The sequence below is a fragment of the Pseudoalteromonas sp. Angola-7 genome (genome assembly GCF_028599255.1).
In the GTDB taxonomy this organism is placed as follows: Bacteria; Pseudomonadota; Gammaproteobacteria; order Enterobacterales; family Alteromonadaceae; genus Pseudoalteromonas; species Pseudoalteromonas atlantica.
Map to the genome: position 1 here is coordinate 358,954 of NZ_JAQREL010000002.1, position 12,154 is coordinate 371,107.

A 12,154-nucleotide genomic window follows, 5' to 3' on the forward strand; every position below is an offset into this window, starting at 1 on the left:
CCCTTAGTCGTTATCGCCTGCAGAGGTGGTAGGTAGCTCAAGTGCTAGCTCATTAATAAAGTCATTTTTTAGCTCATCGGTCAGCACTTTCACTTGCCCATGTACATCACGTACCTGTTGCTCGTTATCAATTAGCAAATCGGCCAGCGAGCTATCTATGCTATTTAAAGTGGCTTTAAGGGCTGCTATTCCTTCAACTAAACGTGTTTTAGTAGCCTGTGCTTGCTCTGCATCTAAAAAGTCATCAAAGCCAGTGCCTGCTTGCTCAGCGTCTAAGTTACCCATAATTAACGCTTCAAACGCCGCTAAGTTATTACGAATATTATCTAAAGAGCTTTTCGCATCTAGGCTTTCTACATCTTCAGGGCACGCCGATGCGCCACACGAATTTGAAAAAATACCAATCGGCTCTGCTAATTTTTTATCTTTTACTATTGTGTCGATATAAAACAGTGCATCGCTAATATGATTAAGCGCTTCGTGAGTTGTGCTAAAGCGAGAGCCACTTTGGCCGGTATTTTTTAATTCGTTAGCAAAACCGCTATCCCCTTGCCAAGCTTGTAATAACTGCGCTGACGAACTTAAAACATCTTCACTTGCCACCACAGCAAACTCACAACGAGCCTGACGACGCGCTAAATCTGTACGGTTATTCCAATCTGCAAGGGCGTCATTTGCCACACTACAGTGATGCGCTAATTGCTCGTTAAACAACACATGCCCAATTGCAAATAAGCCGCGGCGTGTTGCTGTTCTTTCGCTAATGGCATACGGGCGATTTTGATCTTGGTTAATAACACCGTCTTGGTTATACACCACGTCTTGGTCTATCCCACAGCGGCTAAAAGTAGGCCATGAATATATTTGGTTACGTAACTGCCCTGCGTTATCAAGAAGCGGCCCCATTTGCATCATTTCGGCTTGTTGCCAACCCGCCATGGTATCTAGCCAGGCTTGTTGTGCTTGAGCACGCAGCGCAATGGCCTCTTCTGAGCTTTCTTGTACGCTTTGTATTTCAGCTTGGCAGTAATTTGCAACGGCCTGTGTTTGTGTTTGTGCTTGTTGATTAAATAAAACAAACGTCGGTGTTATTACATTATCGACTAAGTTAGCAACGAGTTGTGCTTCATCAAACTCTGTAACCGCAGGCGTCGTAGTTTGCCCGCTATCACTACTTTGAAAATCACTCCCTGTGCTACTTGAGCTACTTTCACCACACCCACTAAGGGTTAATACAGTAGCTGCAACCACAACCCCTTTTTTTGCATAATTGATCATTATTTCAACCCTAAAAACTTTGAAAATTAAACGGCAAAAGGCCAGCCCGTGGGCTGACCTTCCTTGGTGCTAAAACGGGTGGTTATTACCAGTTTTCAACGTTTTGAGCATCAAAGCCGTAAACTTCCTGCATCAAATCACGTGCCTCTACTAACTGCGCTTTGTATGCATCTGTTAGCAGTGGCGCTTCACCGAGTAATGTATGTAGCTCGGCAAATTTACCTGCGTTATCGTCGCTGTAAAAAGGTGAAAATGGGTTAAATTGAAAGTTCAGTGCAAAGCCTTTCATTTCACTAAAGTGTTTAGCTAAATTAGCAAAATCGTCAGCACTTGCCTCTGTACCTTGTACTGTATCAATGTCGGCTAATGTGTCGTTGATGTAATGTACAACGGTGGCTGCAATTGCGTTTTCCCAATTGGCTACAGCAATATCACGTTGTGCTAATAACTGCGTTTTTTGATCATCAGTTAATGCACTTGGTGCAGCACCGTTAATAATTTTACGACCCGCAATAAACGCCGTCATTGCTGCGCTGCTAAAGTCAGTCGCTACTACCGCGCCTTTATCACGTTTAGCTGCGTTGGTAGAGTTCCCCCAGTTGTATTCACTCGCTAAGTCAATTTTGCCATCACCATCAATATCAGCGCTTGCGCTACCATCAGAAATAGCCTCGTCGCTAAATTCTAAATAATGACGAGCAGCGCCAAAGTAACCAAAACCTTCATCGTATTGATGCTCTAAAGTACTGTAAGTGCCATCGGCTGCTGCATCGGTGTTATCTTCATCAAGCCCTTCGTCTAGGTAATCGTCAGTGCCTTGCGAGAACATTAACGCACCTAGCGTGTGCTTTTGAATAAGCTGGTTTAAATCAAGGCCACTTGTTGTGATGTATGCCGCAGTAATGTCATTACCGTTTACATCCTCAGATTGTGTACCGCTTGCAATTGCATCTACATTGGCGGCAATTAAATCAAAGTAATGAAAAATAAGCCCTTCTGGCGTTTTTGCTTGAGTACCGAAGTCGCTCCAACCTTCAAATGAGCCTTCTGTTAGCCAGTCTTCTTCCATTTTAGACGCATCGTTACCAGCAATTTTACCTGTTAAGGTTTTGCCTGAATTCGAAATTTCTGCAAACGACTGTTGCAACGTAGTTGCGCCATCAATAAACAAAAAGCTGTTATCTTTTACGGCTTCGTAATCGCTCCAATAAGCCATTAACTGCGCTTTAACGGCATCGCCCGTTAAGCCTTCGCTTTCAATGTAATCAACACTTAATAAGCTTATGTAAGCTTTAATTTGCGCCGAAAGTGCATGGCGAGCCACTTGGCCTGTATAACTTACCGCAGATTTACTAGCATTAACTGTTGAGGCAAATTCGTAAACGTTTACGCCATCTTGCGCTTCAATATCAGTTACAGATACGCTCAGTGTTTGTGTAAAACTTAAATCGCCAGCATCGGTTGCAGTAACTGTTACATCAACTGTTTCTACTTGCTCAGCATTAAGCGCTAACGTGCTTTTAAGCGTTAGCTCATTGCTCTCATTTATTTCAAAATACTGTTCATCATCAGAAAGTGTAAATACCATGCCTGTTGCATCGTCATCGGTTGCACTTAAAGTACCGACTACTGCGCCTACCACATCTTCTGTTACAGCCGCTGTTGATAAACTAATAGCGGTAGGTGCCGAATTAGTCACTGTTGGAGTGGTTGGTGTTTCGGTGCTATCGCTGGAGCTTGAGCCACCACACGCAGTTAAACCCATAGTTGCAGTAATTACTGCACTTGCAAGGAGAGATTTACGCAAATTCATGTTGAATCCTAATATTGTATGTGAATCATTCTTATTTGTAATAGCGACTATTCTAATTACAAATACCTAACAATCAACCTAAATGTTGCTTTTTTGTTTTATTTTTAAAATAGTTTTAGTTTTTAGAACAAAGGGAGATCGGCAAAAATACTATTTAATATAGCTAAACTGTGCGTAAATCCCTTAGCAAAACATTCGCTGCATAAAGAAAATCTACTCATTAAAGTAATTAACTATCAAAAACTTATAACAATGCTTTGCTTGTACTAGATCAGTATTTTTAGAAAGGAACACTGCGCCTTAAAGCAAAATGCGAACATTACGTAAAAATAAAATCACATTAACTTTTTAGATATAAAAGCTATTTGTAATAATTATTATTTATTTTAAAAACGCATCACTTATAGCGTCTAAGTGTGGTTTTTTGCTTCACTTACTGTTTTAGAGGCTTATATCGGCGTATTGATTAAAGGTATACTAGGGCGTGTTGACCTTGGCGGATAGAAATTTGTTCAATCTAGGGGCGATTAAATCGCAGCGCGTGGTTTGTAACTTAGTAGGCTCGATAACGGCTCCTGCGTTATTTTAATGACTTACATCCATGTAAGAATAAGTAAAAACCAATAAACAAGAGCTTATCACCCTATAAAGAACCCAGTGGGCAGCCCATGTTTGGCTTTTATGCTGCGTTAACGCCTATTTATGGGGAATAACCAAGTTTCATAGGCTCTGCCTTGCCTAAAAACCAAACATACGGCTGTAAATTCAACCATCAAAAATCAACACACCCAAGAGATTATGAGAGGTGGTAATGCATTAAATAGTGTAATTTTACTACTCACTTTTAGCTAAGCCATACAATAACAGAGCCTTTTTATGAAAACAGAAATTCGCTACCGCTTTGAAACCTCGCAAGTTGCTAACCGCTTTGTGCATGTACTAAAAGATTGGCCCGTAAACCAAGTTAAAACTCGCCTATTTAATGGCGGCGACAGTGTAAAAGTCACTTACGAGTATGATGAAAGCGGGTTTGATTACACCTCTGCCGAGCTAGATGATTTATCAGAGCAGCACGGTGGTAAAGAAGTTTAGGCACTTAACAACAAAAAGCTATTACAGCCCAATTAGCCATTAACTTTGCTTTAATGGCTAGCGCGTTTTATCACTTTACGTTTTATTCGTGATATTTACGGATCATCGCCACTTTACCGTTTTCAACTTCTATTACTTCCATCATTACTGATGTGTACTCGATTGGCTGCTTACTTTGCGGATGAATGCCCTTAGCGTGGTTTTTATAACGAATCGCAAAGCCGCTATCGTTAAATACAAAGGTATTAAGCAGCTCGCTTTCGTATAAGGTATGCGCGCCTAAATAAAAACGCATGCCCTTACGCATTAGTTTTTTACCCTCTGCTGTGCGAGAGTCATCTACTTGATACGGTATGTGCTGGCTGCCTACATCGTCTGTTAATAAATTAAGGTAGGCTTCAAGCTCTTTTTCACTTGCGTTAGGCGCTTGAGTGGCGGTCATTGTGTTGTAGTAATGTTGTGCAAATTTGTTTAAGTCCAGTGCCTTTTCAGCATTAACCGAAAAGGTACTCACTAATAGCAAAGCTAATGTAAATAGTCGTTTCATCACTTCTTCCTTGTAGTTAAAAGTATTGATTTATTTATAGGTACACTATATTCACATGTTCAAAAATAAAACAAATATTTTTAAGTTAATAAACCTACATTTTGCTTTTTACTCTATTGGTTGCCACGCTGTTGGCTGGATCGTCGGGCCAAAAATGCTTGGGATAACGTCCTTTCATTTCTTTTTGTACATCGCGATAACTACTAGCCCAAAAGTGCGCAAGATCTTGCGTAAGCTGTAATGAACGCTTACCTGGCGAGAGTAATTCCATAAGCAGTGGCAGCTTGCCATTTGCAAGCATTGGCGTACTTGTTAAACCATACACTTCTTGCATGCGCACGCTAAGTTTTGCGGGGCCATCTAGTTGGTAATTAATTTTTATATTTGAGCCACTCGGTACCGTTAACCTAAGCGGTAACAGTGTTTTTAGGGCTGTTTGCTGTGTCCAGTCAAAACAATTTTGCAGTGCTTCAAAGTAGTTAAACTTTTTAAGCTGCTCCAGCGTTTTTATATCCTGTAAATATACGCCTAACCAATCATCAGCTGTTTCGATAAGTTGCTGCTCGCTTATTGCCGGGAACGTATCTGGCATAAACTGACTGGCTAAACTCATGCGTATTAATAATTGCTGCGCATCGGCTTGTTCATTAAATAATGCAAAGCCGTGCTTAGTAAATAAATTAAGCCACGCTTTGGCGCGCTCGGTTTTATCAAGCTTTTGCTTACTTGGTTGGCTTGTAAGCGTAATGGCGCCGAGCTTTACTTCGTCTTGATGGATAAACCGCGCGGTTTTCTCATCAAACTCACAGCGGGTAAGCGTAGTAAACAAGTGCGGTAAGTAATCTTGTAGCTCAAATGGGCTAAGTGCGGTGGCTGCAAAAATACGCGTGCCTTTATGGCCGCCCATGCTTGCAATAGCAAGGTAGTCATCGTTATGCCAGTAATCGGTGTTTAAATCAGCGCCCGCACCATTGGCAAGTAAGTAGCCATTGCCGCGTTTTTTTGCAATGCGATCGGGGTAAGCTAATGCCACCAGCAAACCTAAATACTCGGTGTTTAGCTCGCTGTTACTGTCGGTTACTTTTAAACGGCTTTGCCAGTATTTTAACTGCTGTTTAAATACTGGGTGTGGCCTTTGCTGTTGGCTATGTAGCGCCAAGCTTAGCTCGTTGGCGCTGTTTATTCGGCTCTCAAGCAGCGCCACTAAATAAAGTGCTAAGCGATAAATACCAGGGAGTTCTGCCTCAAGCGCTTGCGCTTTTAAAAGCATATGCGCTAAGCGAATATCCGCCCCAAAACCCAGCATGTTGCTGCCCAATTTGGTTAACTTACCTTTAGAGTCGATGGCTTCAAGCATGGTTAGTAAGTTTGCCGCTTGCGTGCATTGCTGCGCTGTTGGCGTATCAAGCAAGGTGAGTTCGCTGATATTTGCGCCCCACTGTTTTGCCTCCAGCATAAGTTGGCTTATGTCTGAGGTGAGTATTTCCGGGCTATCGTGGCTATTGCGTCGCTCAAAGGTTTGCTTTGAGCCAAGCCTGTAAACAACACCGGGTTCTATTCGCCCTGCACGCCCTGCTCGCTGCACAGCAGAGGAGCGAGATATACTTTGTGTTGTAAGCTCAGTTACGCCTGTTTTTAAGTTATAGCTCGCCGCGCGGCGTTTGCCGCTATCAATAACAATGCGAATGCCTTCAATGGTTAAACTAGTTTCGGCAACATTGGTGGTAAGCACAATTTTGCGCATACCTTTAGCCGCAGGGGCAATCGCCGCTTGCTGATTGGCTTTATCTTGCTCGCCAAATAATGTGGCAACTAAGCAGTTACTTGGTAAATCATTAAGGGCCTGCTGCACACGTACTATTTCAAATTGCCCAGGTAAAAAGACTAATGCACTACCGCTTTGCTCATTGAGCGCTTGCTTAACGATATTAGAAATGGCATCTAACCAGCGGCTCTCATCTTTTATTGGTATATATACTTCGTCTATGGGGTAACTACGCCCGCTTGATTGTATAACCGGGCAATCAAAAAACTGCGTATAGCGCTCAGTATCAAGGGTGGCCGACATAAGTAGTATGGTTAAATCGTCGCGCAGCGCACTTTGGGCCTCTAAAGCAAAGGCCAGTGAGGTGTCGGCCGCAATTGAGCGTTCATGAAATTCATCAAATATCAGTAAATCTATATCGCTTAATTCGGGGTCGTTTTGTAGCATGCGGGTAAGCATACCCTCGGTGACTATTTCAAGGCGCGTATTACTGCTTACTTTACTCTCGCCGCGTACACGCAGGCCAACACTTTGCCCCACATTTTCGTATTGGCACTGTGCTAAGTAATTGGCAATATTACGTGCTGCTAAGCGGCGCGGCTCAAGCATTACAATACGTTTAAAATGACCGTCGCGCATAAGCTGTAGCGGCAACCAGGTTGATTTACCCGCACCAGGCGGTGCTTGTAATAACGTTATGGGGTTACTTTGTAATGTAGTTAGAAGTTGTTGATATATGTTTTGAACCGGCAGCACTGCTATTTACCCAAAATTGCTTTGTGTGCATTGTAACAAAAACCAAAAATAAACGCGCCGCAAAAGCAGATGAGTTTACGCGTATCCATAATCAGAAATAATTACAGACCGCTCTGTACATTTTTTAAGAACATACGCGCTGCAATAAAAGTAACGCCTCGCTTAAATATATAAATTAATGATTATAAACACAAAATAAAAATTTGACTGATTGGTACACGCTTTGCTCCTTTTATACTGAACGTTATTTAAAACTAAGTAAGGAGATACTTATGAACAGCGATCGTATGAAAGGTAATTGGAACGAACTTAAAGGTAAGGCGCAACAAAAATGGGGCGATCTTACTGACGACGATTTAGACAAAATTGAAGGTAGCCGTACAGAGCTAGTGGGTAAAATCCAGCAACAGTACGGTAAATCTAAAGAAGAAGCAGAGCGTGAAGTAGATGAGTTTGAAAAAACTCACTAATCGCTAACTTCTAAAAAAACCGCCACTTGGCGGTTTTTTTGTTTAACGGCTAAAAAAGGACGTTATTTACGCTTTTAATTGGTTACCTATAGGCAGCTGCCTAATACGCTTACCACAGGCAGCAAAAATAGCGTTACACAGCGCAGGGGCGTAAACCGGCGTTGCGGGCTCGCCTACACCAGCTGGTGGTGCATCGCTTTGTATTATTTCTACTTCTACCTCTAGTGGTGAGTCGCTCATACGCGGTACGCGGTAATCATGAAAATTACTTTGCTGTACTCGGCCTTTATCAAAAGTAATACCGTCGCTAATTGCGGTTGTAATACCGTAAATAGAGCCACCTTGCGTTTGATTTTTTACGGTATCGGTGTTTACAACCGTACCCGCATCAATAGCGACCCACGATTTAATCACGTTTAAATCACCAGCATCCGATACCTCTACCTCAACCACAGTAGCCACATAGGTTAAAAAGCTGCGGTGCGCTGCAATACCTAATCCGCGACCTTTTGGCAGCTTTCGGCCCCATTTACTTATCTCAGCCACTTTTTCTATAACATGGCGTAATTTACCAATATCTAATGGGTAAACGTCTTTATCGGCGCCATAGTTATCGTACGAGGCATTTTGCTCGGTTACATCTAAAATGCGATCAGGGCCTATGGTTTCAAGTAAATAGTCTTTTTGGTCGCGCCCTGCTTTGTGCGCCGCTTCAGCAATAAATGACTGAATAGCAAAAGCATGAAAAATATTTGATACCGAACGCATCCAACCTACCCTTGTTTTAGCGGGTGCTTCGCCGTTTTCTAACTTTAAGTTAGGTGAGTTTATGGGGTTATCGGTAAAGCCCAAGCGCAGCTCAAAACCTGCAGGCGACGTTGCCCCTTCTTGAAAGGTCGACATAATTGGCGAAAACGCCGTACGGTGTAAGTAAGCCTCAATATTACCTTTTTCATTGAGTGAAGCTTCAATATGTTGAGCCGATACCGCATGATAAAAACTGTGCTGAATATCATCCTCTCGCGTCCATTGTACGCGAATAGGTTGTCCTACTTTCATTGAAATGTAGGCAGCTTCTGCCGAAAAATCAGGTTTTGATTTACGCCCAAAACCGCCACCTAACATGGTTACATGCACGTTAATTTGGCTCTCCTCCATACCAAGTAACGCAGCTACGGTTTTCATATCAGCTTGCGGGTTTTGCGTTGCAGCCCAAATATCAACGCGGTCTTTATGATACATAGCCGTAGCACAAGGTGGCTCCATAGGTGCTTGGGCCAAATGCGGCGCGTAATAATCAGCTACTAACTTATTGCTCGATTTAGCCAGTACATTGGTGGTATCGCCTATTTCGCGTACATGCGTTTGCGGCTCATTAACGGTTTGTAATAACGACTTTTTAAAGCTCTCTGAATTATAATCGCCGTTTTTACCATCATCCCACACCACCTTTAGTACTTTACGCGCCTGCCATGCAGCCCAGGTATTTTTAGCAACAATAGCAATGCCGCCTTTTGGCTGAAATTGCGGCGCACCTTTTGGTACAGGCATTTCAATAATATCAACTACGCCATTAATTGCTTTAGCGGCGCTGGCATCAAACGATTTAACCATACCACCTACTACCGGTGGGCGCTCAATAATAGCCACCAGCGCTTTTGGTTCGCGAACATCAGCAGCAAATGTGGCTTTACCGGTTACTAAATCGGTTAAATCTATATGCGCCATACCGGTATTTATATAACGCCATTCTTTGCGTGTTTTAAGTGTTAACTTATCAACTTCTGGTGGCGTTATTGTAAGTGCTAAGTCGATTAAATCTTTATAAGTAAGCGATTTACCTGAGCTGTGTGTAACAACGTGTTGATTGGCTGTACAGGTTTGCGGGTCAACTTTCCAATATTTAGCAGCTGCGTGCTGCATCATGTAGCGAACACTTGCGCCCATTTCGCGCAGGCGTTGCATGTTGTAGCGAATACTGCGCGAGCCATCGGTATTTTGATCCCCGTATTTAGGGTCGCCCTTACCTTGAATAACCACGACTTTATCCCACGAGGCTTCCATTTCGTCTGCCACAATTTGGGCAATGGCGGTACGAATTTGTTGGCCCATTTCAGAGCGGTGACAGGTTATTTCAACCATGCCATCGGGGCGCAGAGCTATAAATAAGTTAGCGCGCTTTGCTTGGTCAGAGGGTTGTTCTAACACGCCAGCAAACGCTCTTGGTGCACTGCCTACAAAATAAGTGCCTAATACTAATGCGCCTATTGCGCTGGTTTTTAAAAATTGGCGACGGTTTAAGTCAAAGTACGTATTGTCGTTTTTCATACTTGTTCCCCTTGTTCATTTGGGTCAAAATACTCAACGCCCGCAATGGTTTTAGCCGCCGACTTAATCGCTTTATGAATACGTGGGTATGTACCACAACGGCAAATATTGCCCGACATATTACTCACTATTTCATCATCAGTGGGGTTAGGGTTAGCGGCTAATAAGCTTGCCGCTTGCATTATTTGCCCGCACTGACAAAACCCACACTGCGGCACTTTATGCTCAACCCACGCTTTTTGCACAGGATGGTCGCCTTGCTCGCTTAACCCTTCAATAGAGGTAATATTGCGCCCTGCCACAGCCGATACCGGTAATATGCACGAGCGCTGCGCTACGCCATCAATATGTATGGTGCACGCACCACACTGCGCCATACCACAACCAAATTTAGGCCCAGTTAAATTTAATTCATCTCGAAGATACCAAAGCACCGGCGTTGACGGATCGCCTGTAAACTCATGTTTATTACCATTAACGGTAAGCGTGATCATATTTAACTCCTTGGCAAAGCGCTTTAAAGGAATGCCTTGTTGCGCGAGAACGGTTTGAATACTTGCTACTTTTTTAGCCTACCACTTAGGATTGGTTTATTGAAATTTTTATCGGCGAAACGCCAACCTATAGCTGTTATTAAGTGGCAGCTTTATTAGATAGAGATAAGAAGGGTTTACTGATTTTACTTAGTACTTATAACTGACTCATTTAATAACTGCTCATCATTTTTATATACTTCAAGCCAACCAGGTGGCGATGTATCGCAGCCAATAATAGTAACGTGTAATATGTAACTATAGCGTCCGTTTATAAACGTATAGTGGTGATTGCCGCCGCTACCCTCAAAGGTAATATCACCGTTAAATAAAACCATATCAGGCTTGTCCTTTGGCCTTTTATCACTACTCCACACTGCATAACGGTAATTTCTATCACCTAAATCATCAACGCGAATATGGTAGCTAGCCGTCTTCCAATCCAGCACTGGCTCTTCAAATGTATTAATACTTGAATGGAGTGATTGCTTGTCTTGTTCAATTAAGCGTTTAGCAAACGCCTGCTCTTTAGCTGTGTGGCTATTTATACCGATAATTTTACCGTCGGTATCTAGCCACATCACGCCGTTATTTAGCATAATGCCGCGCCAACCAACTTTATTCCAATCGGTATTAATATTAGAGCTGCCAATAACGGCAACTAGTTCATCGTCGAACACTTCATCAAAGCGGTTAATAAACTCAGCTTCATTTTTAATGTCGGGCAATGGATATTGCCTTTTTAGAGGGTAGCGAATATGCGCAGCAATCGCAGTTTTATCCTGCGCTTTAAAAGCAGCAATAACAGGTAAAACACTCCCGTGATACTTTTGCTCAAGCGCAAATGTGTTCGATGTGAAAAATAGGGATAGGCAAAGCAATATATAATGTAGATACTTCATTAATAGTCCTTTATTTATTCTGATACTTAACAATCTTAAATGACTTGAAAGCTGCTCTAGCATATATAATTTCAACACCTCTATCCTGAATGCAGAGGGACTTCTCTAGCTCGCTTCTAGTTAACTTCGATTGGCATCCAATAATTATTTTAGATAGTTTCATGTCCTCATTGAATGGCTGAAAATAAAGACCATTTTCTTTTTCAAAGTTATTAAGGTCCCGAATTGTTCTATATTCTTTTTCATATTCCCAATGTTTGAATTTAGAAAGTAATAACTTTAGTGGGAAGCTTTGATCATCTATTAAATTACTTTTAAATCTTTCAGAATAATATTTTACTTCTTGAGCATCCTCTTTATTAGATAGCTCAAGTTCCACACATATGCCCTTGTGGTTATTAGCATAATGAGCCCACTGAATAGGGTTAGACCAAATTTTACTAAAGCACAATATTCCAAATTCTCTTGAAACACCTAGTTTCATCCTATTTAAGCTTGCACGTATATAAGGTGTGCTAGTTTCGATACCTAATAACTCAAAAGGGTCATTCAAATTGTCAAAAGTTGAAGCCTTAATCCTCCTATTTGATAAATTTTTTAAGCCAAACACCTCATCCATGTAATGATAAAGCTTCATTTAATCTATAATCCTATTATTTTTAGAAAAGAA

Annotated in this window: 10 protein-coding genes; 2 read left to right on the forward strand and 8 right to left on the reverse strand. The window is 42.0% G+C overall.

Translation table 11 applies throughout. The features are described 5' to 3' along the window. Positions 1 to 3: 3 nt before the first annotated feature. Positions 4 to 1,278, reverse strand: coding sequence for an imelysin family protein (locus tag PSH50_RS04240; protein ID WP_273586203.1), 1,275 nt, complete (start codon positions 1,276 to 1,278; stop codon positions 4 to 6). An 85-nt stretch (positions 1,279 to 1,363) separates the two neighbouring features. Continuing rightward, the gene (locus PSH50_RS04245; RefSeq protein WP_273609305.1) at positions 1,364 to 3,091 is read right to left on the reverse strand and encodes a DUF4856 domain-containing protein; all 1,728 of its coding nucleotides are present in this window, start codon (positions 3,089 to 3,091) and stop codon (positions 1,364 to 1,366) included. Positions 3,092 to 3,967: 876 nt separating this feature from the next. On the opposite strand from PSH50_RS04245, the gene PSH50_RS04250 reads away from it, so the two are divergent. Next, on the forward strand, positions 3,968 to 4,183 hold the full coding sequence (locus PSH50_RS04250) for a hypothetical protein (RefSeq protein WP_273609306.1): 216 nt from the start codon (positions 3,968 to 3,970) through the stop codon (positions 4,181 to 4,183). A gap of 82 nt (positions 4,184 to 4,265) precedes the next feature. Here PSH50_RS04250 and PSH50_RS04255 read toward each other — a convergent pair whose 3' ends face one another. Both PSH50_RS04255 and hrpB read right to left on the reverse strand, forming a co-directional pair. Then, the gene (locus PSH50_RS04255) at positions 4,266 to 4,730 is read right to left on the reverse strand and encodes a nuclear transport factor 2 family protein (RefSeq protein WP_154944839.1); all 465 of its coding nucleotides are present in this window, start codon (positions 4,728 to 4,730) and stop codon (positions 4,266 to 4,268) included. Positions 4,731 to 4,824: 94 nt separating this feature from the next. After that, entirely contained in the window at positions 4,825 to 7,251 is a 2,427-nt protein-coding gene (hrpB, locus tag PSH50_RS04260) for an ATP-dependent helicase HrpB (protein ID WP_273609307.1), read from the reverse strand. A 272-nt stretch (positions 7,252 to 7,523) separates the two neighbouring features. On the opposite strand from hrpB, the gene PSH50_RS04265 reads away from it, so the two are divergent. Next, positions 7,524 to 7,721, forward strand: coding sequence for a CsbD family protein (locus PSH50_RS04265; protein WP_002958133.1), 198 nt, complete (start codon positions 7,524 to 7,526; stop codon positions 7,719 to 7,721). 66 nt (positions 7,722 to 7,787) lie between these two features. Here the strand turns inward: PSH50_RS04265 and PSH50_RS04270 are convergent, their stop codons facing one another. The 4 genes from PSH50_RS04270 to PSH50_RS04285 form a co-directional block, all read right to left on the reverse strand. Then, a complete protein-coding gene (locus tag PSH50_RS04270) occupies positions 7,788 to 10,049 on the reverse strand; it encodes a xanthine dehydrogenase family protein molybdopterin-binding subunit (protein WP_273609308.1) in 2,262 nt (753 codons plus the stop codon). Then, positions 10,046 to 10,543, reverse strand: coding sequence for a (2Fe-2S)-binding protein (locus PSH50_RS04275; protein WP_273609309.1), 498 nt, complete (start codon positions 10,541 to 10,543; stop codon positions 10,046 to 10,048). Before PSH50_RS04275 ends, PSH50_RS04270 begins: the two co-directional genes overlap by 4 nt. 185 nt (positions 10,544 to 10,728) lie before the next feature. Continuing rightward, positions 10,729 to 11,484, reverse strand: coding sequence for a hypothetical protein (locus PSH50_RS04280; RefSeq protein ID WP_273609310.1), 756 nt, complete (start codon positions 11,482 to 11,484; stop codon positions 10,729 to 10,731). 10 nt (positions 11,485 to 11,494) lie between these two features. Beyond that, positions 11,495 to 12,121, reverse strand: a complete 627-nt coding sequence (locus tag PSH50_RS04285; protein WP_273609311.1) for a DUF2971 domain-containing protein — start codon at positions 12,119 to 12,121, stop codon at positions 11,495 to 11,497. Between the last annotated feature and the right edge of the window lie 33 nt (positions 12,122 to 12,154).

Bases quoted from the DNA above. Each gene is read 5' to 3' on its own strand.
- PSH50_RS04240 (WP_273586203.1), bottom strand. From the start codon at position 1,278: ATGATCAATTATGCAAAAAAAGGGGTTGTGGTTGCAGCTACTGTATTA.
- PSH50_RS04245 (WP_273609305.1), bottom strand. From the start codon at position 3,091: ATGAATTTGCGTAAATCTCTCCTTGCAAGTGCAGTAATTACTGCAACT.
- PSH50_RS04270 (WP_273609308.1), bottom strand. From the start codon at position 10,049: ATGAAAAACGACAATACGTACTTTGACTTAAACCGTCGCCAATTTTTA.
- PSH50_RS04250 (WP_273609306.1), top strand. From the start codon at position 3,968: ATGAAAACAGAAATTCGCTACCGCTTTGAAACCTCGCAAGTTGCTAAC.
- PSH50_RS04280 (WP_273609310.1), bottom strand. From the start codon at position 11,484: ATGAAGTATCTACATTATATATTGCTTTGCCTATCCCTATTTTTCACA.
- PSH50_RS04285 (WP_273609311.1), bottom strand. From the start codon at position 12,121: ATGAAGCTTTATCATTACATGGATGAGGTGTTTGGCTTAAAAAATTTA.
- PSH50_RS04255 (WP_154944839.1), bottom strand. From the start codon at position 4,730: ATGAAACGACTATTTACATTAGCTTTGCTATTAGTGAGTACCTTTTCG.
- PSH50_RS04265 (WP_002958133.1), top strand. From the start codon at position 7,524: ATGAACAGCGATCGTATGAAAGGTAATTGGAACGAACTTAAAGGTAAG.
- PSH50_RS04275 (WP_273609309.1), bottom strand. From the start codon at position 10,543: ATGATCACGCTTACCGTTAATGGTAATAAACATGAGTTTACAGGCGAT.